Source organism: Wolbachia endosymbiont of Cantharis cryptica (genome assembly GCF_964277405.1).
GTDB lineage: Bacteria > Pseudomonadota > Alphaproteobacteria > Rickettsiales > Anaplasmataceae > Wolbachia.
This window is the reverse complement of record NZ_OZ195521.1, coordinates 900,415-926,407: the sequence shown is the minus strand read 5'-3', so window position 1 is coordinate 926,407 and position 25,993 is coordinate 900,415. Positions and strand designations below refer to the sequence as shown.

Sequence of the window (25,993 nt, the reverse complement as noted above, 5' to 3'; positions counted from 1 at the left end):
CATGTTTAATTTTTCGCACTACGTGCACCGCATGTCTTTATAAAACTTCTGGGTTTTTACCCATACAGGCTGAAATGGGCTTATAAAACGTTTAAGACATCAAAAAACGTCAAATTGACAAGGGAGAATTTGAATGCTAGCTACCGCGGGTTTTCTTTGTCTTTTTTCCTGCTTAGTAAATTTCTTAAACACTTGCGATGTAGGTTAGCTGCAAATTCAAAGTGGCTAAATCGCTCTTAATCAAGCGTTTTAGAATAAAAAGAACGCCGATATTTTAGTACATGGTAAATAGCCAACTACCACGGGGCTTCTTTTGCCTTTTTTTTGCTTGGTAAATTTCTTAAATATTTTCTTAAATTTTATAGCTAAACGACAACCGCTGCTTGTTAGCGGGATCTAGAGATACCATGACGGTATGACGTAGCTTGCTTGGTTAGCTATAGATCCCAGTGTCACGCACTGGGATGACAAAAAAAAGGGCACTGGGATGACAAAAGGAAGGAGCAATTGGATGACAAAAAAAAGAGCACTGGGATGACAGGAGAATGGGATGACAAAAGGAAGGGGCACTGCCATTATAGAGTAAACCAGTGTCAGCTACTTGGATGACAGGAGAAGGAGGCTACTCGGATGACATCATTTGTTGTGCTTAACAAAAGCAAATGGTTGACTCTAAAGTCCAGGCTGTTGGCTAGCACCACTACAGATGGAAATATCGTAGAGCTTACTTGACACCATGTAAGCACCAGCTCCCACTATTAATGCAGACACAACTATTGCCAAAATGGGTAGTTGAACTGAATAACAGACCAAAGCTGTTGCTAGTGCAGCAACAATACCAACAGCAATTGCAATTTTTTGTTTTCTAGAAAATATTGGTGGCTCTTTTTGAGAATAAACACCAGAATTAATAGGAGGATGTCCCATTACTGTTTTCTCACTAGCTGCCTTCTCCCTTTTTTCTTTGCTATCAGAATCACCTCCTGTTTTTTTCTTACCATGATGTTTTACAGTATCTTGATTCTTTTTATCAGGCTCTTTTTGTACAACATGTCGTGCCGTTACATTATCCTCCTCTTTTTCTGCTTCGGGTATACTATCAACTATCTCATCACCCCAAAATTCTTGTTTTATAGCTTCTAGGTTAGAGATAACGTAATTAGGCACTTTCCACCCCAGTAACTCTGGTTTTGGACGTTGCAGATTTTTAATTACAGAATTTTTTTCAAAGAAAGAAACAAGCCTATTAAATAAATCATGATATTTCAGAGGATTACCTTCAACATCAACAACAGGCCACCCTGTTCCATGAGAAAACCCTTTTTCAATCTCACCTTCGACAATAGTACCTTTAACGGCAATTTCTATACCTGATATTCCAAGTATTTTAGGTATTGCTTGGCTACATATTTGAATACCTTTTACACTCATTACTCCATTTTCTGTTATCATTTCAGTAAGGAACTTGAGGTCCTTAGTTTGCTCTAATAATTCGAGTAGCTTTCCATGGTATTCTCTTGAGGATTCTTGTTCTTCTAGAAATTGCTCTATAGAACATGCCAACTTTCTATTCATGGGAAAAGTACTAAGACGTTGGAGTTCAATGAGACCTTTAGGAGTTTTATGACTCTTATTTTTAGTATAAATACTTGCGCCATGTTCTACAAAAAGCTTTACTAATTCTAAGCTTTGTTCTTCCAGATAGGCTGTTGAATTTTCGGATATTCCAATAGACGTGTCAATGAGTTGGTGTAAAGGGGTATTTCTTTTATTATCTTCTTTATTAATATCCGCTCCACTTTTTAGCAGAAGTTTTATTGTTTCTACGTTAAAACCTTCATCACCGCAAAACGTGCAAGCTACATGTAATGGGGTTTGCCCATAAGACTCTGCTATATTTGGATCTGCTCCTCTTTCAAGCAATAGCTTTACTATTTCCTTATTTTTATCTCCGCTAGTAACAGCAGCCATATACAATGGAGTTTTATTATCCGAATCCTGTAAATTTGGATTAGCCCCTGTATTCAATAAGTAACGAATTACTGACGTACATGGGATGCTTTGCTCTAAAACAGCCAAATGCAATAATGTTGTTTCTGTAATATTTATTGCAGGAATTTGTAATTTAAACTTAAAATTTACGTCAAACCCACTATTTTCCCATTCTTCATATATAGAAGGAAGTTCTTTTTTTAATTCTTTTTTTATCTCATCGATGATTTCAATTGAGCTACCCTGATCAGAATTGATATCACTGATTAACTTTTCAAATATATTTCTGAATTTCTTATATTGAGATGGTGGGCGCATATTACTAGCCTTGAAAAATTTTTTAATTATATAATAAAGCTAAAGGAAGTCAAGTCCAGCACTTATTCAGGAAACAATAGCATAAAAAAAGACTTAGTGTTAAGTTATCAATAAGCTACTTTAAAAATAAATCTTATGGAAGGCAGAGCTAAAGCTTGGTTCATTTGGCTGATTAGCAACTTGGTTGTTATATTCAGCAATATGCAGATAATTTATACCTTTATAAGTGTAAATCTTGAAAAAGAACTTGGGCTCACAATCACGCAAGTTGCACTGGCTAATTCAGCATATACTTGGACTTTCGCTATTTTGCAATTTTTTAGTGGAGCGATGTTTAATGTTTTTTCCAGTAAAAAAATTTATTCTTTCTCATTATTAACTATAATCCTCGGATTTCTTGTTCTTGTGAGCAGTAACGATTTTGCTCATCTGATTTTATCTCAAGTGTTGATTGCAACTGGAGCATCATTTGGTTTTATTGGTGCTGCTCATATAAGTAGCATGTGTTTTCCCGTTGCCCAATTTGGATTGATGTTCTCACTAGTGCAGACAATTTCAAGCCTTTCTGCACTGATAATTCAAATATTGTTCTCTAGCTTGCTTGCCGAAGGTGCATATTGGAAAAATCTGATTGTATGCATAACACTGTTTGGTGTGTTGATATTTGTACTTGTGTTTTTTTATCCAAACACACTTTCGAAAAGCAGTTCAGAAAAGCGCACAATACAAAGCTCTATAAAAACAGTAATGTGCTCTATATTAACAGTGCTAAAATTAAGAGATATCTGGATAACCTCAATAGTAGGTGCTATTACTTTTGGAACATTTTTAGCACTCAATACCTTGTGGGCTCCAAGGTTACTGAGCAACTCAGAACTCGATGCAATGGAGTCAGGTGTAGCAACCGCAATACTATGGCTTGGTCTTGCAGTTGGTGCTCCAGTTGCAGATCGAATCTCAAACTTATTTAAAAATAGAAGGCATGTAATCTCTGCTTTTGCTCTGTTACAAGGCTTTTCGATTGTTATTTTATCATACAGCCATTTAACAGTTCATACCGTATACTTTTGTATGTTAATGTTTGGTTTTGCTGCAGGAGGACATATGCTTAATTTTACTGTTGGCAGTGAAATTGTGAAACGAAAATACATTAGCACATCATCATCCATTATCAATGGGTTTATGTTTATTGTCAGCGGAATTATAGTGTCAATGTTAGCACTTTTTACGGATCATAAAATGGCGCTTTTTGCAATATTTGCAATGCTGGCAATTGCTAGTATTTTAAATTATGCTACAGAAGCTAAAAAATAAAGTAGCTGAACCTTGAGTCAATTGCTATATTATATTTGCATATTGTAATAATTACCAAATTATGGATTACGTTACAACGAAAGATATAACAGTAACTAAGGCAACAATAGCTGAAAATATCAACCAAGAAATAGGATTATCAAAGGAAGACTCTGCTGCGATAATAGACGATATATTGGATGAGATAAAGATGAGTCTAGCAAAGGATGGAGTAGTGAAAATATCGTCATTTGGAACATTCTTGGTTAAAAAAAAGAAGGAAAGGCCAGGAAATATACCAAATACATCAAAAAAAGTGGTGATTCAGGCAAGGAATTCAATTTCTTTTAGGCCTTCAAAAGTGGTAAAAAAATTAATAAATAATCAATGAATAAGGAAAAATTATTCCACACAATTGGAGAAGTAGCTAAAGAGCTACATTTACAACGGCATGTTTTAAGATTTTGGGAGAGTCAATTTCATCAAATTAAACCTACAAAGCGCAAAGGAAGAAGGCTATATGATCATAAGTGTATAGAGGCCATAAAGAAAGTAAAATACATGCTATATGATAAAGGGTATACAATAAAAGGAGTACAAAAAGAATTTGATAATGATATAAAAATCAATCGTGATTCAAAGGATTTTTTGCAAGAACTTACCAACTTAAGAGACTATTTAATTAGTAAAATAAACAACGAGAACAGCAACGAACAATCATAAGCATGTGCGAATATATATTACACATAGCTGGGCAAGAAAGTGTAAACTCACGTTAAGGAATGGTTAAAAAAGTATTTGTATCAAGAAAAGCAGTGTGGGAATTCTCGTAATATGCGCCTTGCGGTTAAGAAAAAATCAATACATTCACAGTAAATTCAGCTTATATCTATGTTTTGTATGTGGACGTTGGAATGGAAATTTATGCAGGCAAAGAAAGAAGAATAGCAAATGTAGTGACTCAGCACTGGAGTGACATAAAAGGATCAGACAGAGACTGGCCAGAAAGACACGAAATAGACACTGCTGAAATAATGGAGTCATGGCAGCACTGTTTTGTCATTGAAGTCAAGGATCAGGGTTATGTTTGTGAAAATGCAGGAGAAAAGGCTGTTGAATTCTATGGTTTTGAGAAAAAAATGTGCATTGATAGTAAATATGCAATTGATGCACCATTTTTGCGACTATATAAAATAGATGCAGTTATTGATAAACTTGATGCTGTAGTAGATAGTAAGTGCCCGATTCATGAAGAGGAAGAAAGTGAAAGTGTTAAAATGAGGCAAGTATTGTTGCCACTTGGGAATAAAGAAGGTATAACACATATATTGGGCGTAATTACATTTAAGCTCCTATGATTGTTGTCTAGTAAAAAATTCAAATTTTTGTAAAATCTTCAAAAATTCAGTTGTTTTTAAGTTATAAAAAGTAGTTGTCAGGAATTGACTAGCAGTTCTCTAATTGCATAAAAGTCAATAATGATTTTTTGTATTACCCAAAACATTTTCTGATATAAAATTCAGCTTTAATACAATTTTTTATTTATTACTATGCCATCTGATTCAATCAAAAGTTGTTTCATCGGCAACAAAAACACTAAGCTTTTAATTAATCTTTTTTAAATTAATGTAGCTAATGAATATGTGTGTAAGTACGTCCCCACATATTTTAAGTACTTATGCACATATTAGACTTCTTTCAAAATTGGCAAACAAGGGAAAAGAAGTATAAAATCAGATATTTTAAGGTATGAGATATAAAGAAATAGAAAAGTTGGAAGGAAAGAAATTTAGGCGCTTAACAGGGGAAAAAAAGGGAACATTTAAGCGAATGGTGGAAATTTTGGATGAGGAGGATAAAAGAAAAAAAGCTAGAAGTGGAAGAAAAAGCAAACTTTGCGTAGAAGATAGGTTGCTTATGGCATTAGAATATATGAGGGAATATCGAACGTATTTCCACATTGGTCAAAGTTATGGCATGAGTGAAAGTAACTGTTTCAAAATAATAAGATGGGTAGAAGACACGCTAATAAAACATCCAGATTTTTCATTACCGGGAAAAAAAGAGCTATTAAAGGGTAATGTAGAATATGAAGTTTTGGTAATAGATGGAACTGAAACACCAGTAGAGAGGCCAAAAAAAAGCAAAAATGCTTCTACTCTGGAAAGAAAAAAAGGCATACTATAAAAACGCAAGTAGTAGCAGAGAAGAAGAGTAAAAAAGTAATATGTACATCTTTCTCGAAAGGTAGGAAACACGATTTTCGGATATTTAGGGAATCAAAGGTAGCAATATTGCCGGAAACTAAAATCTTAGCTGATGCCGGCTACAGAGGAATGCAAAAAATACATAAAAATGTTGTATTACCTCACAGGAAAACGAAAAAGAATCCGTTAAGCAAAGAACAAAAAAAAGAGAACAGAACACTTATGAGCCAAAGGGCAATTGTTGAAAACGTAATTGGCTTATTAAAAAGGTTTAAAATCATTTCCGATAGATATAGAAACCGACGAAAACGTTTTGGTTTAAGATTTAATTTGATTGCTGCTATCCACAATTTTGAGCTCCTTACGTGAATTTTGAAAGAAGTCTATTCATTAGCTTATAAAAACTAAGGTGTCATATTTTCCTTCACGATTATTGTCCAATAGAAAATTCAAATTTTGTGAAATCTTCAAAAATCCAATTATTTTTAAGCGTATAGAAAATTGTTGTTAGAAACTTTCTAGCAGTTGCAATAATAGCCTTAGCAGAACCACGCTTCTTTTTCACATGCTCGTAAAAACTTCTTAAGTAAGGGCTATACCGTATAGCAATCCAGGTACACTGTACTAAAGAAGTTCGTGCCGTTTTTGACCCATGTTTGGTAATTCTTCCAATAGTACATTGCTGATTAGATTGAGAAACTGATGGTACAACTCCGAAATAAGCAGTAAGTTTTTCAGGATTACTAAAATCATTAATGTCACCAATTGTCGTGATAAAAACCGCTGCAGAAATTGCACCAATACCTTTAATACTGATAATATTATTAAACCCAGGAAGTTGTTTAGCAAAAGCAATAATTTCTTCTTTTAGCTTCTTGAGATTTTCTCGAATAGCTTCCAATTGACAGTTAATTACTTCAATCTCTATCTTTTCTATATAGTCCCAATTATGCTTTTGAATAGAACGCTCAAATCCAGCTTTAGTTATCAGTGTCTCCTTCTTAATTTTTATTCCATGATAATTAAAAAGACCGTGCATTTTATTAATTAGAGATACTTGTGATTTTACTAACTGCTCTCTTGTTCGAAGAAGAGAAGCTAACTGCTGGCATTGTTTGCTTTTACATCTTGCTTCAGGCAACATATCCTTGCTTAGAAAGAAAGCAATAGCTCTTGCATCATGCCTGTCTGTTTTCTTTACAGAGTGACGAATCACTTTAAATTGCCAGGGTGCAACTATCACCACGCGCTTAACGTAAGATGAAACTGCATCATAAAAGAAACAGCTGTTACCCGTAGCTTCGAAAGCTATTTCATCTTCTGATTTAAGATTCTCGACAAAATTGTCCAAATCCTGTAAGCGAAATGTGCGAATATATTCTTGCTTTCCTGTTTCTAAGTAGCAAACAGTAAAACTGTTAGTATGTAAATCTACACCTATGTGACGCATAAATTTTTCCTCTTATTGAATACTACAAAATATCAGAGTAGAATATTGCCGGTTAGACCATTCTCCTATACGCGGTCACCAAATTTTATGGGCCGCACGATGGTTTCCGGTGGCAGGGGCGGATAATCTCCTTTACGAGGTCTAATCCCATTATTGTATATAAAGCAAAATGGGGCCTCACAAAAAAATTCAACCTGCCACCTATCCACTCTGAGAAGTGATTATCTTCTCATGCTTCCAACCAAGCAATAACAATTCATATCATCTCCTTTGATATACAATTTTAGGTTGTATTGCAGTTTTAGGTTGCATATTATAGTTATATTGCAACTTGTGGGTTGCATACTATTTGATTCTTTAATAAAATTATTTATACTACTAACTAATTACTACTAAAGAATTCGATAGTAATGTTTGTAAATTTGTTTGGAATATAAAGAAAATGAAATTGAAAACCAAATCTTCTGTTAAAAAGCGCTTTCGCCTTACAGCTAAGGGTAAAGTCATTTCTACTCAGTCAGGCAAAAGGCATGGCATGATAAAGAGGAGCAAATCTAATATTCGTAATCAGCGCGGTACGACAATTCTTGGTAAATCTGACTCGCGTATAGTTAAGCTTTATATGCCTTATGGTATTTAAAAAATGGAGGTAAAATAGAATGGCTCGGGTAAAACGTGGAGTCACTACTCATGCTCGTCATAAAAAAATATTGAACCTGGCAAAGGGTTACAGAGGACGTGCAAAAAGTTGTTATAGAATTGCATTACAACGGGTTGAAAAAGCATTGCAATATGCTTACAGAGACAGAAGAAATCGCAAGCGTGATTTTCGCAGTTTGTGGATAATACGTATTAATGCAGCAGTAAGAAAGTATGGGCTTACTTATGGTAGATTTATACATGGCCTTACACTTGTTGGAATTGATTTAAATAGAAAAATTCTTTCTGAAATGGCTGTTAATTATAAAGATGATTTTGCCAAATTAGTAGAAGCTGTAAGTGGTAAATTAGCAGAGAATTCTTGATTTCCTCAGGCAAAAACATTTAGCAGCATGAGAGTTGTTTTTATGGGGTCACCGGAATTTGCTGTTAGTGCGCTAAACTTACTGTTGAAATCACAGAATGAAATAATAGCAGTATATACCAAGGCTCCAAAACCTTCAGGGCGTGGGCAAAAACTGACAAAATCTCCAATACATGGTATTGCTGAAGAAAATGATATAGAGGTATGCACTCCTACTTCTCTAAAATCTTTGGTAGAGCAAGAAAAATTTAGAAATTCCAAACCAGACGTTGCAGTTGTTGCTGCGTATGGATTGGTACTTCCAAGAGAAATTTTGAATATTCCAAAATATGGTTGTATTAATATTCATCCTTCACTGCTGCCTAGATGGCGTGGTGCAGCTCCGATACAGCACGCGATTTTAGCAGGAGATCAAGAAACTGGGGTTAGCATTATGCAATTGAATGAAGAATTAGATTGTGGCCCTATTTTAAAACAGAAAAAATTTCTAATTGAAAAAAATGACAATTATAAAACGTTGCATGATAAATTGTCTGAGCTAGGTAGTGATTTACTGATGGAAGTGTTAAATCAAATTGAAAAACAGGTTCCCTTAGAACAAAGCGATGACAATGCGTGCTATGCTGACAAAATAGAAGACTATAAAATTTATGCAAGCGATGCTTGTGAAGTTGCTTATAGGAAAGTTAAAGCGTTTTATCCCAAGGCGTTTGTCAAGATAGAGAATAAACGTGTTAGGATACTTGATGCTGACTTTGAAGTAGATGCTTCTTTAACTTCAGGACAAGGTGAGATTATTAATGATAATATGCACATAAGTTTGGAAAGCGGCACTTTAATTCCTAAGGTTGTACAAATGGAAGGAAGAAATTCTTGTAGTATTAAAGATTTTGTTCGTGGCTTAAAATTTAGCATGGTAAAAAAGTTTATAGAATAAACAGTAACCATTCACTGTTAGACTGCATTCTGTGATTTTTAGCAAAACACGATCTTTTATTTGAGCTTTCTTCAAATAAAAGTAAATACAGAAACTAGCTATCTTCAAAAATAAGGTTGAATAATTGTTAATAATAGTGTATAATTGTTAATATTTTTTAAGCGCTCTTGCTATGGCCATTTCAAAATTTCTTGATCCAAAGCTAGATTTGACCTTCAAAAAAATATTTGGCACTGAAAAAAATAAGAATATCCTTATCCACTTTTTGAACGATATCTTAGGATTTGCTGAGGTAAATGCAATACAAGAAGTAGAGTTCTTAAGCACCATCATGGACCCTGAAATTGCCTCTGATAAACAGAGCATTATTGATGTTCTCTGCAAAGATTCTATTGGTAATAGGTTTGTGATTGAAATGCAACTGGCTCGTGATAAAGGCTTTGAGAAACGTGCTCAACTGTATGCTGCTAAAGCCTACTCAAGACAATCTGGCAACTACATTGATTTAAAGAAAGTCTTCTTTATTGCTATTTCCTTCGGAGGTTGAGTATATTTCTACTCATAATATACGTGACATAAAAACCAATGGACATTACTTAAAAGATTTTCAATTTGTCTTCATTGAGTTGCCAAAATTTACAAAAAGCAAAGTAGAGGAGTTAGAGAGCACAAAAGAAAGGTGGTGTTTCTTTTGTGTGTCCAGACAAGGCACATTTGTTCAGCAGGAGACAGACCTGCTAGGGGAAAAGTCAGACCCCTATAGCTTGAGAGCAGCATAATGGGAAACCAGAAATGTTGAAGCCTACTGACAAAGCCATCTATAGGGTGGTGAGCGAGTTATCAGGCCGCAGCGAAAGCGAACACATAGGTAGCCTCGACACACCAAAGAACCTAAGAGCTGAGCTGGTGGAAGAACAGCGAAAGCAGAATCGAGTACTGAAAGCTGAATGGAACAGTACTGGATCTTAGCGGGGTGATAGTGGCAGCATGGTAACAAGGACAAATGAAAGCAACTGGAGAAGTCTTCCTCGTCCCAGAGCAGAAATGACTGGAGCAAGGTACATCTTATAACCATAAATGGGAAAGAGATGGAAGACGAGAAGATGGCGGAGGGGTATGTAGTAGCAAAGAAACTGGGTAATACCAGAAGAGCGAAGATACCCTGCTGATAGAATTTCTCTAACGAAAGTGAGGCAAGGATAGAATGATAAAAGAATCCATAAAACTGCAGGAACTAAGGAGGAGAATATACGCAAAAGCGAAGGCCGAAAAACAATGGCGATTTTGGGGAATATACGTACATGTATGTAAACCGGAAACGCTGAAGATATCCTATGAAATAGCCAAAAAGAATGGAGGTGCAGCAGGAATAGACGGCATCACATTTGAAAAGATCGAAGAAGAGGGAGCGGAAAAGTACCTGGAAGAAATCAGGCAAGAGTTAATAATGGAAACCTATTGACCTTACCCAGAAAAAGTAGAGAGGAAGTTAAGCCATTTTTATTATGAAAATGATGAATCAAATTTCTCAGGAATGCAATAATTAATAGTAGAATGTCTACGCTGTTTGTTATAAAAAATTTCTATGTACTCAAATATAGCAGTTCTAGTTTGCTGAGCAGAGTGTTGCGAAGTATCAATAAGAAGCTCCCGTTTGAGTGAGCTGAAAAAGCTTTCAACAACAGAGTTGTCATAACAACAGCCTGTGTGACTCATGCTGGAAATGATGTTTTTTGTGTTCAGCAAAAACTGATAATTTTTAGAGGTATATTGTGAACCTTGATCACTATGAAATAGCAGATCTTTGGCTGGTTTGCGCTTATCAACAGCCATCAATAAAGCATCTATAACTAATCGCTTAGTTATTGTACTACTCATTGACCAGCCAACTACCATACGTGAATATAGATCAATTATTGCTGCCAAATATAGCCATCCATCCTTAGTTTTTATGTATGTAATATCAGTTACCCATACTTTATTTGGCTGACTAGTAGTAAAGTTTTGGTCCAATATATTGGGAGTTATAACCCTATTGTCAGTCTGCTGTTTTTTGCTTTTGAATCTTCGCCTCAGTCTAGCTTGAATACCATTTTTTTGCATGATATCCTGCACTGTTTTGATGTTGCAATTTTTACCTAAAGCCTTTAGTTCAGCATGAATCTTAGGTGCCCCATATCTACAATTAGATGCTTGGTATATTTTTTGAATGTCTGCTAGAAGCTGCTCCCTTGTTAATTCTTTGCTGCTTTTCTTCTTACTAGTCCATTTGTAGTAGCCGCTAGCAGATACTTTCAAAATCCTGCATAACTCCTGTACTTTATAGTAGTTTCCATGCTTTTTGATAAATAAATATTTTACTCTTTGTGACTTGCAAAATATCCCAGGGCTTTTTTTTAAATGTCTCTTTCTCTAGTAACTCTTGTTAGTTCTTTCTTTAATTCAAACTTTTCTTTATCACATGGTGCCAACTTTCCCTTACCAGGAAATGCTTCTTCTATTGATCCTTTTTCGTTATATTTTTTTATCCAGTCACTTAGTGTACTGTTATCTATTCCTAAATCTTTAGCTATTTTGCTTGCTGACTGCCCCGTTTCCTTTACCAACTTTATTGCCTCTAATTTAAATTCCACTGTGTAATTTTTTCTGTTCTTTACCATAATAAGCCCTCATAATCATGTTTTATTTTACTTCAAAAATGGCTTAACTTCCTCTCTACTTTTTCTGGGTAAGGTCACTCCAACTAATTTTTTTTAATACACGTTCCAAAGTACTTTCTGTATCTTCGCTTGGTTTTTCACTCCATTTTTTAAAATAGTCGTAACAACTTCGCCATTTTGGAAAATCTTTTGGCAGACTGGCAGCCACTTTTTAGGACGTACAGCACTGCACAAAACACATCATACAAATCAAGTTTTCTTGGTTTTGTTTTCTTCCTGCTACTCTCCAGAATTGGTATGAAATTGTTCTCGACTTATGTCACTTGGGTATAAATTTCTCATATATTCTTATTCATATATATCATCTCACAGTTTATCACTTTTTTGAGATTATGAACAGGTTCTTAGAACCTGTTTAAAATCTTCGCAATAAGAGAGAAACGAAGGAAAGAACGACCATTTGTAGGCTAGTATTGAGTTTTCGCTCACAGTTTTTCCACAATCGCCTGCATTTTTCCAACCAAGCAAAAGACCGCTCAACAACCCATCTTTTTGGCAATACAGCAAAGGTATGTAATTCGCTTCGTTTTATTACCTCAACAGCTGCACCAATAGTTACTTTTATTTGTGTTGCAAAATTTTCTCCTGTATAGCCAGCATCAACGAGTATATTTTTGACTTCAGAGAGGTTTTCTTTAGCATTTCCCACCATTTTTACAGCACTGCTACGATCAGTTGCTTCTGCCGTTGTTATATGAATTGCATGTGGCAAGCCCTGTGTATCAACTGCGATATGACGCTTTATACCTGAAATCTTTTTACCTGCATCATAACCCTTTCTTTCAGCAGTATCTGCGTTTTTAACGCTTTGAGCATCAATTATGCAGAAACTGGTTTTCTCTTTCCGACCATTGTTGATACGGACCTCTCCAACTAATTTTTTTTAAGACTAATTCCAACAAACTTGGTTCTTCTCCATCCTTTTTATTCCACATTTGAAAATAATAATATATGCTCTCCCACCTTGGAAAATCTTTTGGCAACATCCTCCACTGGCAACCACTTTTTAGGACGTATAATACTGTACAAAATACATCATATAAATCAAGTTTTCTTGGTTTTGTTTTCCTCCTGCTACTCTCCAGAATTGGTTTGATTTTTTCAAATTGCTCTCGACTTATATCACTTGGATAACTTTTTCGCATAGATATACCTCATTCTTAATCTACCCCTATTTTACCTTATCCTTTCGAGATTTTAAACAGGTTCTAAGGGCTTAAAATAATAAAAAAACGATAATACAAAAAATTCTCAGAAAGGGTTTTTTACTTAAAAATATATTTTATTTCATTTAGAATATCCTACTTGGTTTGTTTATATTACAGTGAATACGTTGCTACAGAAGTTTTACAGTATCGTTTATTGTCTTTATCGTGCTTTGATTGACACGATTTATAATGACGGGATGGAGCATGCAGGATATCTATCGTTTTTAATCCTGTTGTCAATATTTCCTTTTCTCATCGTTTTAATGGCTTTGGCATCAACATTTGCAAATTTCTTAGACCAATATAACATCGGCTGGACATTTATAATTGATAACATGCCACAGGAAATTTTAGCATCTTTAATGCCGCGTATTAGGGAGATAATATCAGGCCCGCCACAAAGTTTATTAACTTTAGCAATTGTGGGAGCTATTTGGACTGCCTCATCGACGATTGAAGGGTTTAGAACGATATTGAATAAGGCCTATAAAATTCCGGTTTCGCCACCTTATATACTAAGAAGAGTACTAAGCATATTACAATTTTTAGTAATTACGTTTATTATAACTCTGACTATAGTGTCCTCTACATTAGTGCCAATGCTAATTGATTTTTCCTATCATGGACTAAGTTATACTAAATACCTCCTAATTGAATTTGTACTTTTCACAGTAGTCTCTTGGCTATATTTTATGTTGCCAAATATAAAACAAAATTTATCAGATGTGCTTCCTGGATCTTGTGTAGCTGTTATGCTTTGGACAATTTCTGCTTCAGCTTTTAAGCAATACTTAAAAGCTTCCTTTGACCAACTGGATTTGATATATGGAAGTTTAGGCGGCGTAGTAGTGTCATTACTATTTTTTTATATGGTGAGTTTGATTTTTATATATGGAGCAAAGTTCAATTTTCAGCTAAAGTATTTTAATGGATCTCGCTAAGGAGAAAGAAATGGGTAAGTTAGAAGGCAAAATAGCTTTAATTACCGGGGCTTCAGGTGGAATAGGATCTGCTGTTGCAAAAAGGTTTGTAAGGGAAGGTGCATATGTAATTTTAATTTCAAGGTCTATTGATAACCTCAAACCACTCTATAATGAAATTGAGGAGTTTGAAGAATTCAAGGAAGGCTCTGTAAAACTAATTCAGCTTGATCTTTTAGACTTTGAGAATGTAAAGATACTGGCAAACATGGTAGAAAGCCTGAAATTATCAGAATCTGGAGCGCTGGATATATTAGTTGCGTGTACTGGAATTTTAGGTAAATTGAACTCTGTTCATGACTGCGAGCTTGAAGAGCTACAGAATGTAATGAATACAAATTTTACTGCCAATTGGTACTTACTAAAAAATTTAGATCCAGTACTAAAAAAATCTAATTCTGGAAGAGTGATATTTATGACCTCAGAAGTGACACTTTCTCCTTCTTCTTATCCATATCGGGCACCTTATGCCGCAAGCAAAGCTGCACTAGAAATAATGGTGAAGATATATGCATCTGAGACAAAACATACAAAATTATGCGTAAATGCTGTATATTCAGAAGGACCTGTCGATAGTGAAATGTATAAGCAAGCATTTCCTGGATCTGAATTAGCGTTACCTGATAAACTAACAGACAAATTCGTAGAATTAGCTTCTGAAGATTGCAGCGTGTCAGGAGAAATCTTACTATTAAGCAAATCTCTTGAATAAATTACATATAGCTAACGACGATTTGAGAAACCGTCATCCCGCTACTTGTTAGCGGAATCTATGGGATACCGCCGCGGTATGACGTAGGGAGATCTAATTTATGCCAGCTATATAACCATAGTGCCTATCTAATAGTCGTTAAGCCTAAAAGTAATTGGCTGTATAACTCGTAAGCCTAATAAAAATTCACATGTATAGGAAAGATTGGTAACATTACTTAAGTAGAAATCATTATTGTAATTATGCCAAAACGCACAGATATAGAATCTATATTAGTAATAGGAGCAGGTCCAATAGTTATAGGTCAGGCATGTGAGTTTGATTATTCTGGAACTCAGAGTTGCAAGGTATTAAAGAGCGAAGGTTATAAAGTCATTTTGGTTAATTCCAATCCTGCAACTATAATGACAGACCCTGAGTTTTCTGATGCAACGTATATTGAGCCTGTGCTGCCTGAAATCATAGAAAAGATCATAATTAAGGAGAAGCCAGATGCAATATTGCCAACAATGGGCGGGCAAACTGCTTTGAATTGCGCAATGAAACTTGCAGATGATGGAGTGTTGGATACATATAACGTAAAGCTAATTGGTGTAAATAGAGAAGCAATTAGAAAAGCGGAAGATAGAGAATTATTTCGCCAATCCATGGATAAAATAGGGCTAAAATACCCTAAGAGTATCATTATAAAAAATCAAGAACAAATAAAAGAAGCTCTAGATTATGTTGGATTACCTGCAATCATCCGTTCATCGTTCACTCTTGGCGGTGCAGGTAGTGGTATAGCATACAATAAAGGGGAGTTTTTCAATATTGCAGATAACGCTCTGAAAACTTCGCCGATAAATGAAGTTCAGATAGATGAATCCATTATCGGCTGGAAAGAATACGAAATGGAAGTTATCCGTGATTGCAAAGATAACTGCATAATAGTCTGTTCAATAGAAAATGTTGATCCTATGGGAGTTCATACAGGTGATAGCATTACTGTTGCTCCTGCTTTGACTCTACGGGATGCAGAATACCAACAAATGAGAAATGCATCTATAGCAGTGCTGAGAGAAATTGATATTAGTGCAGGCGGTGCAAATGTCCAATTTGCAGTTAATCCTAAAGAAGATGGAAGCCTAGTTGTGATTGAAATGAATCCAAGAGTTTCTCGCTCTTCTGCACTTGCCTCAAAAGCAACAGGTTATCCTATAGCAAAAGTTGCAACCAAACTTGCTGTTGGCTATTCACTTGATGAAATACGCAACGATTGCGCGCCAGTTATACCTGCTGCATTTGAACCGGTGGTTGATTATATTGTCACTAAAGTTCCTCGTTTTGAATTCGAAAAATTTAAGGGGACGAATTGTGAACTGTCAACTTCCATGAAATCAGTGGGAGAAGTAATGTCTATAGGCCGCACTTTTAATGAGTCACTACAGAAAGCTTTCCGCTCACTTGAAACTGGTCTCACAGGACTTGACGAAGTGTTTTCTGAAGGCACAGATGTTAAATCTCAATTAGCAAAATTGCTACCAAACAGATTGCTGATTGCTGCTGACGCAATGCGCCACGGAATTAGCATAGAAGAAATAAATTCAATTACAGGGTATGATTTATGGTTTTTGCAAAACATACAGCAAATTATCTCAACTGAGCAAAAAATCAAGAAAAATGGCCTTCCTGAGACTGCATATGAAATATTAGAACTAAAAAAAATGGGGTTTTCAGATGCAAGATTGGCAAAATTAAGTAATCAATCCACTCCTGTCATCCCAGAGTCCCCCGATGTCATCCAAGTAGCTGACACTGGAGCGTCACGCGCTGCAGATCGAGTCGAACAAATCGAAGAAATAAGGAAAAGATTTGGCATTAAGCAAGTTTATAAACGCGTAGACACGTGTGCAGCCGAATTTGAATCGAGCACTGCTTATATGTATGGCTGTTATGAGAGTGGAAAACCAGAATGTGAAGCAAACATCTCCAATAGAAAAAAAGTTGTCATTTTAGGTAGTGGACCAAACCGTATTGGTCAGGGTATTGAGTTTGACTACGCATGCGTGCATGCAGTTTCCGCTGCCAAAGAAATGGGATATGAAACAATAATGATTAACTGTAATCCCGAAACTGTTTCAACTGATTATGATACTGCTGATCGTTTGTATTTCGCTCCATTGATCGTAGAGGATGTGCTTGAAATACTAAGTAAAGAGCAAGAAAATGGCACACTAGTAGGTGTAATAGTTCAAATAGGTGGTCAAACACCTTTAAAGTTAGCTAAAGTACTAAATGAAAGAGGTTTCAATATCTTGGGTACATCTTTTGACTCTATTGACCTTGCAGAAGACCGTATGAGGTTTAAAAACCTCGCTTTGCAACTTAATTTGAAACAACCTGAAAATTCTATCTGTCATTCAGTGGAAGAAGCGTTAATCAACGCAAAAAAGGTGGGGTTTCCATTAGTAGTCAGGCCGTCCTACGTCTTGGGTGGTCAATCCATGTCGATCAAGCACGATATTGAGAGCTTTAAAGAATATGTCCTGGATCAAACTCAAACTAAAATTTTCGAACATGGGTCGCTGTTACTTGATAAATTCTTAGTTAATGCAGTTGAGATTGATGTTGATGCTATATGTGATGGAGAAAAAGTTTTCATTGCGGCAATTATGGAGCACATTGAAGAAGCTGGTATTCATTCTGGTGATTCAACATGCTCAATACCGACAAATACATTGAGTGACGAAGTTATAAAAGAGATCGAGCTACAAACTGAGAGAATAGCTCTTGCACTAGAAGTGAAAGGTCTGATAAACATTCAATTTGCTGTTCAAGAGAATAGACCTCTTACAGAATCTGTTTGTGATGAGAAATTTTTAGGAAAAGTGCAGATGAGCACCACAGAATACTCGAATGTATTTGAGGAGCGCAGACAAGCTTTGACGACAAAATTGCCTTCAGAAATCAAGTTATGCAAGAGGTCTAGTGATGTATACATACTTGAAGTAAATTTACGAGCTAGTCGAACCGTGCCTTTTATTTCCAAGGTAATTAATATTCCTATCGCAAAGCTTGCTACTCAAGTTATTTTAGGCAAAAAATTGGACCAAGAAAAAAAATCTCTCGATCACTTTGCAGTTAAAGCTGCTGTTTTTCCATTTACACGTTTTTCGGGAATTGACACTCTACTTGGCCCCGAAATGAAGTCAACAGGAGAAGTGATGGGAATCGACTCATCCTTTGAAGCTGCACTTGCAAAAGCGCACATGGCTGCAGGATATAAGTTACCAACAGAGGGAAGAGCTTTGATTTCAGTAAAAGATGATGATAAAGAGTATATACTGCCAGTTGCACGAATGTTGAAAGAACTGAGTTTTGAAATATATGCCACCAAAGGCACAGCTTCTTATCTGAACAATAACGGCATTGCTGCAAAAGCTGTAAATAAAGTGAGAGAAGGCAGACCCCACATAGTTGATATGCTCAAAGATGGAAAAGTAAATCTAGTGATCAATACTTCAAAAGGTGTAAAATCAGTCTCAGACAGTAAAGATATTCGCAGAACTGCTATTTTGCAAAATATAGCTTACAGCACCACAGCTTCTGGAAGTAAAGCATTAGTACTTGCAATTCAATATGTAAAGAATAGCAAGCTGGAAGTGAAGTCATTACAGCAGATACAAAACGCTTAAATACTAAGGCTAAAATAATTCTATATATATAGTTTCAGCACTTCTTGAGCAAAATCTGTCTTGCCATAGCTAAAGTGACTTAGGTTTACTGACAACCGTCATATCGCTACTCGTTAGCGCCGCGGCGGTATTGCTTGGGTTAGCTATAGTACCCCTTTCCTGTCATCCAAGTAGCCTTGCACTGGGATCCAGTTTAGCTATAAATATTTAAGAAATTTACCAAGCGAAAAAAAGGCAAATAAACCTCCGAGTAACTGGTTTTGACTCTCTATTACTGTAAGTGGCGCTGTAATAATGTGCTAACGCTTAAAATAAGCGCGATTTGGCTGAATGTAGAAAAAATTTAAAAGACATGCAGCCGCCATAATTTTATGTAATCCGCCAAAAAATACCCTGAGTTTTTTACTGAATTTTGTCATTGAGCCTGCAGGTCAAAAACAAGTTTTGAGTCAGAAATACCCTTGTTATCATAATAAAGGGGCTGGCGGAGTTTGTCAAGGAGTTTTTCGTTTAGTCTATGAGCTACCTGAAATCACAATGTTCGTACAGTTATGTGCAGTATCTCAGCATAAACTACTACACCACAATAAAACTTACTTTGATATGAAATTACTCGCATAAGATTTTGGATGCCTCTTAACATCTTTTGGTATTTCAATTATGTATTTAACGTTGCGTTTTCTTGCGTAGAATACTGCTTTTTCAAGGGAATCAAACTTTAATACAATCTGTTTTTTTGGATTTTTTGAGCCAACCCACCCCATCAAAGGTTCAATGTAGTAGGAATCAGGTTCAATTTTTAGGTGCCAAAAACGTGTATTACCTAAACCAGACTGTGTTGCGATTCTTGTTGGTTTATAAATCCTAAAAACTACTTTATCATCAATGTTCATAGTCCTTATTAAATAAACTGAAATATATATCTAAATAAATCCTTGCACAAGCAATTAGCGTGGTTTCCTTTTCTCTTTTAATAAAAAAGGCATTCAATATAGTTTTTACAAATTTGAAAATCAGTGTTAAATAAAAGTATAGACACAAAAAGAAAAGAAATGATTAAACTTAAAGGTCCAGAAATTTGTGCAGATGGAAATAAGAAAAATTTGATTATTTGTTTACATGGCTGGGGCTCAAGTGGCGATAATTTCATTCATCTTGCTAAAGTTATGAGCAAATCTTTGCCCGATTCATGTTTTGTAGCACCCAATGCTCCGTTTGAAAGAGAAATGGGTGATGGTTATCAATGGTTCAGCTTGGAAGATCGTAGTGAAGAAGCGCTATATAATGGGGTAAAAAATGCTGCATCAATAGTAAATCATTTTATTGATACAAAATTGAAAGAGCTTAATTTAAAAGATACACAATTTTCTTTAGTTGGATTTTCTCAAGGAGCAATGCTTGCGATACACACAGCTCTTACCCGCTCTCAATCTTGTGCATCAGTTGTTGCATATTCTGGTAGGTTTCTTTCGCCTTCAAAAGTTGCACCAGAGATCAAATCAAAACCTAACATATGCGTTATTCACGGTGATGCTGACGACGTGGTACCTTTTTCTTCTCTTGACTTAGCAGTTAAAGCTCTGAAGGAAAATGGAATAAATGTTAAAGGACATCCAATTCATGCATTAGGGCATATTATTAATGAAGAGGGAATAAAATTAGGTGTAGAATTTATCAAGAAAAATTTCAAAAATTAATTTTTATGCACTTGTTTTGCTTTGGTTATGGATATGTAGCTAGATTTTTATCGAGAAAATTATTGGGTTTGGGTTGGAAAGTTAGCGGTACTTCAAAAAATCAAGATGTACAGAACGTCAATCTCTTTAATTATGACGAAGTGAGCAAGGATACGTTTCAAGATGTAACACATGTTTTAGTTTCCATTCCGCCAGATGGTGATAATGTGCTAGAAAGGTATGGTTGTTGCTTTCAAAATATCAAGTGGCTCGGTTATTTATCTGCAACTAGTGTCTATGGTAATCATGCAGGTAATTGGGTTACAGAAGAATCTGAAACAAAACCTGTAGAATGCAGAGGGGAAAGCCGCCTTAGATCTGAAAAGAAATGGCTAAATAGCAAATTACCTGTACATGTTTTTCGTTTGGCTGGAATATACGGCCCTAACAGAAACGTATTAGTTGATTTACAGCTTAATAAGGCAAGAAATGTACAAAAAGAAGGACATTTTTTTTCTCGTATTCACGTTGAAGATATATCGAATATTCTAGCTTCTTCTATGCAAAATATAAAACCTGGCGAAATATATAATTGTGCAGACGATTTACCTGCTACACAATCTGAAGTGGTAGTATATGCAGCCAAACTTCTAAATGTTGGTGCTCCAGAGCCAATAGAGGTTTCCTCCTTGTCTGATTATGTGCAGGGTTTTTATTTAGGATCAAAAAAAGTAAGTAATGTTAAAATTAAAAGAGATCTTGGTATCTCTTTAATTTATCCTAACTATAAAGTGGGACTGAAGAGTTGTATGGTCCCAGAGTGTGATGGTGAGGATTAAGTATAAATTACTACATCTAAAAGACTATGAAAGAAAAAAACTTCACCAATCAACTTTTTTGTCTTTGGCTTTAATTTGAAGTACAGATATTAGGCTAATTAATGCGCAGATAGTAAGATAAACGCCTGCTGCAAGTTTTGTTTCGGTTTTTTCTATAAGCCACATGCACACAGATGGAGAAAGACCACCAAAGATTCCTGCAGATATGTTATGTGCTAGGCTAAAGCCAGTGCATCTAACTTTCGTTGAAAACAACTCACAAACAATAGAATTATATATTCCAAAAGATGCACCTATCGGTACGCTTATCAATAGAAAAGTGAGCGTTACAATATAGTGGTTATCATATGATAATAGCGAAAGTGCCGGCAAACTTACACAAGCTAGAGCTACTAGTGTAGGAATCATTACATTTTTTCTTCCAACTTTATCAGACAGTATTGCAAACAGCACTGCGGATGCTCCAAATGTAATTTCAACTATAATCCTTACTATATTTTTAATATCGATGCCTGACAGAGTAAGCTCTTTTACAGATACGTTATAAAACATTATTGCTGAATAGACGATTGCATTCTGGGCGATCCCAAGTCCAATTGCTATCACAAACGCCCTTTTATAGTGCTTGATCAATTCTAAGAATGGAGAATGAGATAAACTTTTATTTTTATCATGTGTTTTATATGCTAAGCTCTCTTCCATTATATATCTTGTTAAAAAACCTAGTACGCCCATAATAGAGCAGAAATAGAAGGGCAACCTCCAGCCCCAAATTTCATAATTTTCACCTGTAAATTTTTTGCAGATAGCTATCATTACAAAGCATACGATTGAGCCAAGAGCGCCACTAAAGGCTTTCATGCTTCCCAGAAATCCTAGATTTTTTTTATCTTTTGAATGCTCTATTAAAAAGGCTGAGTTGATACTCGTTTCTCCACCTGCTGCCATTCCTTGCATTATTCTACACAATAGAAGTAGTATAGGAGAAAATATTCCAATTTCTTTATAGCCAGGTATAATTCCAATTATAGTGGATGATATTGAAATTAATATCACTGAAGTGAGCAAAACTTTCCTTCTTCCGTACTTATCTCCAATGTAGCCAAAAATAAATGCACCAAGTGGTCTAAATCCAAAGCCAACTGCAAAAGTACCAAGAAATTTGATTGTACTTAAATAATCATTTTCTGAAGGAAAAAAAATATTGCTTATTATATGTGTTAAAACTCCAAATAGAGTTAATTCATACCATACAATCATGTTGCAGATTATGCCTGATAGTATTGCTTTTTGGATGTTAGTCATTTTCGATTTATCATAATGTAATGTACTATTTGCTTCGCTATAAAAATTTTTACTTAATGACCTGCAAAGACAACTCACGTAAATGCTTATCCTCCACCTTGGAAGGAGCACCCATTAGAACATCTTCACCTTGCTGATTCATAGGAAAACAGATTACTTCACGAATGTTTGGCTCATCAGCAAGCAGCATAACCATTCTATCAACCCCTGGTGCTATTCCACCGTGAGGTGGTACTCCAAATCTAAATGCACGAACAAGCGCGCCGAATTTTGTATCAACTTCTTCCTGACTATAACCTGCAATGGCGAAAGCTTTATACATGATATCTAGTTTGTTATTACGAATCGCCCCGCTTGATAGTTCTATTCCATTGCAGACGAGATCATATTGGTAAGCAAGGATATCTAGTGGATCTTTTTCCTCTAAATCTTTTAAACCGCTGTGTGGCATAGAGAATGGGTTATGAAAGAAATCGATTTTTTTACTTTTATCGTCATATACAAAATATGGAAAATCAATGACCCAACAAAACTTAAAGATATTGTCATCTATAAGACCTAATTCTGACCCTAAAAGAGTGCGCACTTTTCCTGCAATGTTTGCCGCTTCATTCTCTTTATCAGAAGCAAAGAACACACTATCTCCAGGCTTTACATTCGTTACTTCTCTTATGTGATTTAGCCTATTGTCATCGAGGAATTTAGCAATCGGTCCTTTCGCAGTTCCATCTTTATCAAACGTTATATATCCAAGCCCTTTGGCACCAAATTCTTTTTGCGCATGTTCTATTTTTTTATCAAAGAAGCTGCGTGGTTCCTCTGCTGTTTTAGGTGCAGGAATTGCTCTAACTACCATACCGCGCTCAATATTACCTTTAAAAATATTGAACTCTGAACCACGGAAAATTTCTGTAACATCGCTGATTAATAATGGATTACACAGATCTGGCTTATCAGAACCATATTTGAGCATTGCCTCTTTGTATGTAATATGTGGAAAATCTTTATCGACAGACTTACGAGAAAATTTAGCAAACACTTTATACAAGGTAGACTCAATAATCTGAAAGATGTCTTCTTGAGTCACAAAAGACATTTCAAGATCTAGCTGATAAAACTCTCCCGGAGAACGGTCAGCTCTTGCGTCTTCGTCACGAAAACATGGTGCAATTTGGAAATATTTATCAACCCCTGAGACCATAAGTAACTGCTTAAAAATCTGTGGAGCTTGTGGCAATGCATAGAATTTACCAGGATTTAGCCTGCTTGGCACTAAATAATCACGCGCACCTTCAGGGGACGAAGCAGTAAGTATAGGAGTTTGAATTTCTAAAAATCCTTGCTCTATCATGAGCTTGCGGAGTTCTGCAATAATCTGTGAACGCAGAATAATATTGTTGCGGGCTTTTTCACGCCTTAAGTCAAGAAAACGATATTTAAATCTCATGTTTTCCGGGTATTCTTGCTCGCCGGCAATGCTCGCTAATATACTTCTTTCTTCTTTCGCTATTTCCTCATCACGGTGGAACTCGACTTCTGATTCAACATGCAAATTGCTAACTACAACCTCAATTTCTCCAGTTGTGATAGAGCTGTTTATCGTATCTTCAGTTCTAGCTTCAACTATTCCTGTAACAGTGATCACACTTTCTGATTTTAGATTTGAGATCTCATCAAAAAAATCTTTGTCATTATTGAACACTAGCTGAGTAATTCCATAGAAGTCTCTTAAATCAACAAAAATTAGGTTACCGTGGTCGCGCTTACGATACAGCCACCCAGAGAGGGTAACTTCCTTTTCCACGTCGTTCTTCCTTAATTCGTCGCACGTGTGGGTTTTATAGCAGTTCATATTTGTTTTACTTCTAAATTCTTTAAGAAGTATAGAAATAAACCTAGTTACACACAAGCCCATTTGCTTGGGTATTTATATAATTTTCGAAATAGAGCAGTGACCTTACCCAGAAAAAGTAGAGAGGAAGTTAAGCCATTTTTGAAGTAAAATAAAACATGATTATGAGGGCTTATTATGGTAAAGAACAGAAAAAATTACACAGTGGAATTTAAATTAGAGGCAATAAAGTTGGTAAAGGAAACGGGGCAGTCAGCAAGCAAAATAGCTAAAGATTTAGGAATAGATAACAGTACACTAAGTGACTGGATAAAAAAATATAACGAAAAAGGATCAATAGAAGAAGCATTTCCTGGTAAGGGAAAGTTGGCACCATGTGATAAAGAAAAGTTTGAATTAAAGAAAGAACTAACAAGAGTTACTAGAGAAAGAGACATTTAAAAAAAAGCCCTGGGATATTTTGCAAGTCACAAAGAGTAAAATATTTATTTATCAAAAAGCATGGAAACTACTATAAAGTACAGGAGTTATGCAGGATTTTGAAAGTATCTGCTAGCGGCTACTACAAATGGACTAGTAAGAAGAAAAGCAGCAAAGAATTAACAAGGGAGCAGCTTCTAGCAGACATTCAAAAAATATACCAAGCATCTAATTGTAGATATGGGGCACCTAAGATTCATGCTGAACTAAAGGCTTTAGGTAAAAATTGCAACATCAAAACAGTGCAGGATATCATGCAAAAAAATGGTATTCAAGCTAGACTGAGGCGAAGATTCAAAAGCAAAAAACAGCAGACTGACAATAGGGTTATAACTCCCAATATATTGGACCAAAACTTTACTACTAGTCAGCCAAATAAAGTATGGGTAACTGATATTACATACATAAAAACTAAGGATGGATGGCTATATTTGGCAGCAATAATTGATCTATATTCACGTATGGTAGTTGGCTGGTCAATGAGTAGTACAATAACTAAGCGATTAGTTATAGATGCTTTATTGATGGCTGTTGATAAGCGCAAACCAGCCAAAGATCTGCTATTTCATAGTGATCAAGGTTCACAATATACCTCTAAAAATTATCAGTTTTTGCTGAACACAAAAAACATCATTTCCAGCATGAGTCACACAGGCTGTTGTTATGACAACTCTGTTGTTGAAAGCTTTTTCAGCTCACTCAAACGGGAGCTTCTTATTGATACTTCGCAACACTCTGCTCAGCAAACTAGAACTGCTATATTTGAGTACATAGAAATTTTTTATAACAAACAGCGTAGACATTCTACTATTAATTATTGCATTCCTGAGAAATTTGATTCATCATTTTCATAATAAAAATGGCTTAACTTCCTCTCTACTTTTTCTGGGTAAGGTCAAACCATGCAAATCGAGCTTATCGCTTATAAAATATTTGCCCCTATCAACTTTTGATTTTGTGTTATAGTCAAGGCAAAATGATAAGCTAACATTAGACCTCTTGCATAACTTGATTTCTGAAGGCAATTTTGTCGTCAAAGCTTGTCTGTGCTCCTCAAATACATTCGAGTATTCTGTGGTGCTCATCTGCACTTTTCCTAAAAATTTCTCATCACAAACAGGTTCTGTAAGAGGTCTATTATTAGTATCAAGGAAATTTTCTCGTGAGCCAAAAACATCTTTATTAACCATAGATTTTATATTTACTTTATGATCAACTTTTAAAGTAACCTTCTCACATTTTATTGGCTTAACGTTCTTTCGCCAATTTAATTCATCGTCCGACATAAACGCATTAATTGAATCGTACAATTTTACAATAATA

The 25,993-nt window shown here is 35.5% G+C and carries 25 protein-coding genes and 2 pseudogenes; 17 read left to right on the top strand and 10 right to left on the bottom strand.

What is annotated here, in order from left to right; genetic code table 11:
- Nucleotides 1-672 precede the first annotated feature (672 nt).
- Complete coding sequence (locus tag ACICP6_RS04545) at nucleotides 673-2,310, bottom strand: ankyrin repeat domain-containing protein (protein WP_395462779.1); 1,638 nt, start codon at nucleotides 2,308-2,310, stop codon at nucleotides 673-675.
- A 135-nt stretch (nucleotides 2,311-2,445) separates the two neighbouring features.
- Between ACICP6_RS04545 and ACICP6_RS04540 the strand changes: the two genes are divergently transcribed.
- From ACICP6_RS04540 to ACICP6_RS04520, 5 genes are all read left to right on the top strand, one after another.
- Nucleotides 2,446-3,624, top strand: coding sequence for a nitrate/nitrite transporter (locus tag ACICP6_RS04540; protein WP_395462778.1), 1,179 nt, complete (start codon nucleotides 2,446-2,448; stop codon nucleotides 3,622-3,624).
- 61 nt (nucleotides 3,625-3,685) lie between these two features.
- Entirely contained in the window at nucleotides 3,686-3,994 is a 309-nt protein-coding gene (locus tag ACICP6_RS04535) for an integration host factor subunit alpha (RefSeq protein WP_395462777.1), read from the top strand.
- On the top strand, nucleotides 3,991-4,326 hold the full coding sequence (locus ACICP6_RS04530) for a MerR family transcriptional regulator (RefSeq protein WP_395462776.1): 336 nt from the start codon (nucleotides 3,991-3,993) through the stop codon (nucleotides 4,324-4,326). Before ACICP6_RS04535 ends, ACICP6_RS04530 begins: the two co-directional genes overlap by 4 nt.
- A 191-nt stretch (nucleotides 4,327-4,517) precedes the next feature.
- The gene (locus ACICP6_RS04525; protein WP_395462775.1) at nucleotides 4,518-4,961 is read left to right on the top strand and encodes a PAS domain-containing protein; all 444 of its coding nucleotides are present in this window, start codon (nucleotides 4,518-4,520) and stop codon (nucleotides 4,959-4,961) included.
- Nucleotides 4,962-5,352: 391 nt separating this feature from the next.
- A protein-coding gene (locus tag ACICP6_RS04520; RefSeq protein WP_395462622.1) for an IS5 family transposase occupies nucleotides 5,353-6,179 on the top strand; the annotation gives its coding sequence in 2 pieces (ribosomal slippage) (nucleotides 5,353-5,740 and nucleotides 5,740-6,179; 828 coding nt in all).
- A gap of 61 nt (nucleotides 6,180-6,240) precedes the next feature.
- Here the strand turns inward: ACICP6_RS04520 and ACICP6_RS04515 are convergent.
- Nucleotides 6,241-7,260, bottom strand: a complete 1,020-nt coding sequence (locus ACICP6_RS04515) for an IS110 family transposase (protein ID WP_395462774.1) — start codon at nucleotides 7,258-7,260, stop codon at nucleotides 6,241-6,243.
- A 433-nt stretch (nucleotides 7,261-7,693) separates the two neighbouring features.
- Between ACICP6_RS04515 and rpmI the strand changes: the two genes are divergently transcribed.
- From rpmI to ACICP6_RS04490, 5 genes and pseudogenes are all read left to right on the top strand, one after another.
- Nucleotides 7,694-7,900, top strand: a complete 207-nt coding sequence (rpmI, locus tag ACICP6_RS04510; RefSeq protein ID WP_395463671.1) for a 50S ribosomal protein L35 — start codon at nucleotides 7,694-7,696, stop codon at nucleotides 7,898-7,900.
- A 19-nt stretch (nucleotides 7,901-7,919) separates the two neighbouring features.
- A complete protein-coding gene (rplT, locus tag ACICP6_RS04505; protein ID WP_395462773.1) occupies nucleotides 7,920-8,285 on the top strand; it encodes a 50S ribosomal protein L20 in 366 nt (121 codons plus the stop codon).
- 27 nt (nucleotides 8,286-8,312) lie between these two features.
- Entirely contained in the window at nucleotides 8,313-9,221 is a 909-nt protein-coding gene (fmt, locus tag ACICP6_RS04500) for a methionyl-tRNA formyltransferase (RefSeq protein ID WP_395462772.1), read from the top strand.
- A gap of 172 nt (nucleotides 9,222-9,393) precedes the next feature.
- Nucleotides 9,394-9,913: pseudogene (locus tag ACICP6_RS04495) on the top strand (Rpn family recombination-promoting nuclease/putative transposase); the annotation flags it as partial.
- 512 nt (nucleotides 9,914-10,425) lie between these two features.
- Entirely contained in the window at nucleotides 10,426-10,683 is a 258-nt protein-coding gene (locus ACICP6_RS04490) for a hypothetical protein (protein ID WP_395462771.1), read from the top strand.
- Between the two features lie 41 nt (nucleotides 10,684-10,724).
- Here ACICP6_RS04490 and ACICP6_RS04485 read toward each other — a convergent pair whose 3' ends face one another.
- The 4 genes and pseudogenes from ACICP6_RS04485 to ACICP6_RS04470 form a co-directional block, all read right to left on the bottom strand.
- Nucleotides 10,725-11,567, bottom strand: coding sequence for an IS3 family transposase (locus ACICP6_RS04485; RefSeq protein WP_395463617.1), 843 nt, complete (start codon nucleotides 11,565-11,567; stop codon nucleotides 10,725-10,727).
- Nucleotides 11,568-11,617: 50 nt separating this feature from the next.
- Complete coding sequence (locus tag ACICP6_RS04480) at nucleotides 11,618-11,881, bottom strand: transposase (protein ID WP_395462617.1); 264 nt, start codon at nucleotides 11,879-11,881, stop codon at nucleotides 11,618-11,620.
- 85 nt (nucleotides 11,882-11,966) lie between these two features.
- A pseudogene (locus ACICP6_RS04475) lies at nucleotides 11,967-12,223 on the bottom strand (transposase); the annotation flags it as partial.
- Between the two features lie 73 nt (nucleotides 12,224-12,296).
- Nucleotides 12,297-13,086 (bottom strand): IS5 family transposase gene (locus ACICP6_RS04470; RefSeq protein WP_395462624.1). Its coding sequence is split into 2 segments (ribosomal slippage): nucleotides 12,297-12,824 and nucleotides 12,826-13,086, totalling 789 coding nucleotides; the frame shifts between segments, so codons are not numbered across the junction.
- A 188-nt stretch (nucleotides 13,087-13,274) separates the two neighbouring features.
- Here ACICP6_RS04470 and ACICP6_RS04465 point away from each other — a divergent pair.
- The 3 genes from ACICP6_RS04465 to carB all read left to right on the top strand — a co-directional run bounded on the left by ACICP6_RS04465 (nucleotide 13,275) and on the right by carB (nucleotide 18,518).
- A complete protein-coding gene (locus ACICP6_RS04465; RefSeq protein WP_395462770.1) occupies nucleotides 13,275-14,090 on the top strand; it encodes a YihY/virulence factor BrkB family protein in 816 nt (271 codons plus the stop codon).
- Complete coding sequence (locus tag ACICP6_RS04460) at nucleotides 14,077-14,841, top strand: SDR family oxidoreductase (protein WP_395462769.1); 765 nt, start codon at nucleotides 14,077-14,079, stop codon at nucleotides 14,839-14,841. Before ACICP6_RS04465 ends, ACICP6_RS04460 begins: the two co-directional genes overlap by 14 nt.
- A gap of 242 nt (nucleotides 14,842-15,083) precedes the next feature.
- On the top strand, nucleotides 15,084-18,518 hold the full coding sequence (gene carB / locus ACICP6_RS04455; protein ID WP_395462768.1) for a carbamoyl-phosphate synthase large subunit: 3,435 nt from the start codon (nucleotides 15,084-15,086) through the stop codon (nucleotides 18,516-18,518).
- A 593-nt stretch (nucleotides 18,519-19,111) separates the two neighbouring features.
- Here the strand turns inward: carB and ACICP6_RS04450 are convergent.
- Nucleotides 19,112-19,411 carry an NADH dehydrogenase ubiquinone Fe-S protein 4 gene (locus tag ACICP6_RS04450; protein WP_395462767.1) on the bottom strand — a complete coding sequence of 100 codons (300 nt, stop codon included), beginning with the start codon at nucleotides 19,409-19,411 and terminating at the stop codon, nucleotides 19,112-19,114.
- 159 nt (nucleotides 19,412-19,570) lie between these two features.
- Between ACICP6_RS04450 and ACICP6_RS04445 the strand changes: the two genes are divergently transcribed.
- Nucleotides 19,571-20,215 (top strand): alpha/beta hydrolase, encoded by a 645-nt coding sequence (locus tag ACICP6_RS04445; RefSeq protein ID WP_395462766.1) that lies wholly within the window; start codon nucleotides 19,571-19,573, stop codon nucleotides 20,213-20,215.
- A 5-nt stretch (nucleotides 20,216-20,220) separates the two neighbouring features.
- Nucleotides 20,221-21,033, top strand: coding sequence for an SDR family oxidoreductase (locus tag ACICP6_RS04440; protein ID WP_395462765.1), 813 nt, complete (start codon nucleotides 20,221-20,223; stop codon nucleotides 21,031-21,033).
- A gap of 42 nt (nucleotides 21,034-21,075) precedes the next feature.
- Here the strand turns inward: ACICP6_RS04440 and ACICP6_RS04435 are convergent, their stop codons facing one another.
- Nucleotides 21,076-22,338, bottom strand: a complete 1,263-nt coding sequence (locus tag ACICP6_RS04435; protein WP_395462764.1) for an MFS transporter — start codon at nucleotides 22,336-22,338, stop codon at nucleotides 21,076-21,078.
- 49 nt (nucleotides 22,339-22,387) lie between these two features.
- Nucleotides 22,388-24,190 carry an aspartate--tRNA ligase gene (gene aspS / locus ACICP6_RS04430; protein ID WP_395462763.1) on the bottom strand — a complete coding sequence of 601 codons (1,803 nt, stop codon included), beginning with the start codon at nucleotides 24,188-24,190 and terminating at the stop codon, nucleotides 22,388-22,390.
- A gap of 177 nt (nucleotides 24,191-24,367) precedes the next feature.
- Here aspS and ACICP6_RS04425 point away from each other — a divergent pair, with 177 nt between their 5' ends.
- Together ACICP6_RS04425 and ACICP6_RS04420 are read left to right on the top strand one after the other, a co-directional pair.
- Complete coding sequence (locus ACICP6_RS04425) at nucleotides 24,368-24,631, top strand: transposase (protein ID WP_395462617.1); 264 nt, start codon at nucleotides 24,368-24,370, stop codon at nucleotides 24,629-24,631.
- Between the two features lie 14 nt (nucleotides 24,632-24,645).
- Nucleotides 24,646-25,524, top strand: a complete 879-nt coding sequence (locus ACICP6_RS04420; RefSeq protein ID WP_395463625.1) for an IS3 family transposase — start codon at nucleotides 24,646-24,648, stop codon at nucleotides 25,522-25,524.
- On the opposite strand, the gene ACICP6_RS04415 is transcribed toward ACICP6_RS04420, so the two are convergent.
- On the bottom strand, nucleotides 25,519-25,956 hold the full coding sequence (locus ACICP6_RS04415) for a hypothetical protein (RefSeq protein WP_395463670.1): 438 nt from the start codon (nucleotides 25,954-25,956) through the stop codon (nucleotides 25,519-25,521). The two genes, ACICP6_RS04420 and ACICP6_RS04415, sit on opposite strands and share 6 nt — an antisense overlap.
- Nucleotides 25,957-25,993: the final 37 nt, after the last annotated feature.

Coding starts and splice junctions, on each gene's coding strand:
- ACICP6_RS04545 (WP_395462779.1), bottom strand. CDS start 2,310: ATGCGCCCACCATCTCAATATAAGAAATTCAGAAATATATTTGAAAAG.
- ACICP6_RS04540 (WP_395462778.1), top strand. CDS start 2,446: ATGGAAGGCAGAGCTAAAGCTTGGTTCATTTGGCTGATTAGCAACTTG.
- ACICP6_RS04535 (WP_395462777.1), top strand. CDS start 3,686: ATGGATTACGTTACAACGAAAGATATAACAGTAACTAAGGCAACAATA.
- ACICP6_RS04530 (WP_395462776.1), top strand. CDS start 3,991: ATGAATAAGGAAAAATTATTCCACACAATTGGAGAAGTAGCTAAAGAG.
- ACICP6_RS04525 (WP_395462775.1), top strand. CDS start 4,518: ATGGAAATTTATGCAGGCAAAGAAAGAAGAATAGCAAATGTAGTGACT.
- ACICP6_RS04515 (WP_395462774.1), bottom strand. CDS start 7,260: ATGCGTCACATAGGTGTAGATTTACATACTAACAGTTTTACTGTTTGC.
- rplT (WP_395462773.1), top strand. CDS start 7,920: ATGGCTCGGGTAAAACGTGGAGTCACTACTCATGCTCGTCATAAAAAA.
- fmt (WP_395462772.1), top strand. CDS start 8,313: ATGAGAGTTGTTTTTATGGGGTCACCGGAATTTGCTGTTAGTGCGCTA.
- ACICP6_RS04490 (WP_395462771.1), top strand. CDS start 10,426: ATGATAAAAGAATCCATAAAACTGCAGGAACTAAGGAGGAGAATATAC.
- ACICP6_RS04480 (WP_395462617.1), bottom strand. CDS start 11,881: ATGGTAAAGAACAGAAAAAATTACACAGTGGAATTTAAATTAGAGGCA.
- ACICP6_RS04460 (WP_395462769.1), top strand. CDS start 14,077: ATGGATCTCGCTAAGGAGAAAGAAATGGGTAAGTTAGAAGGCAAAATA.
- carB (WP_395462768.1), top strand. CDS start 15,084: ATGCCAAAACGCACAGATATAGAATCTATATTAGTAATAGGAGCAGGT.
- ACICP6_RS04450 (WP_395462767.1), bottom strand. CDS start 19,411: ATGAACATTGATGATAAAGTAGTTTTTAGGATTTATAAACCAACAAGA.
- ACICP6_RS04445 (WP_395462766.1), top strand. CDS start 19,571: ATGATTAAACTTAAAGGTCCAGAAATTTGTGCAGATGGAAATAAGAAA.
- ACICP6_RS04440 (WP_395462765.1), top strand. CDS start 20,221: ATGCACTTGTTTTGCTTTGGTTATGGATATGTAGCTAGATTTTTATCG.
- ACICP6_RS04435 (WP_395462764.1), bottom strand. CDS start 22,338: ATGACTAACATCCAAAAAGCAATACTATCAGGCATAATCTGCAACATG.
- aspS (WP_395462763.1), bottom strand. CDS start 24,190: ATGAACTGCTATAAAACCCACACGTGCGACGAATTAAGGAAGAACGAC.
- ACICP6_RS04425 (WP_395462617.1), top strand. CDS start 24,368: ATGGTAAAGAACAGAAAAAATTACACAGTGGAATTTAAATTAGAGGCA.
- ACICP6_RS04415 (WP_395463670.1), bottom strand. CDS start 25,956: ATGTCGGACGATGAATTAAATTGGCGAAAGAACGTTAAGCCAATAAAA.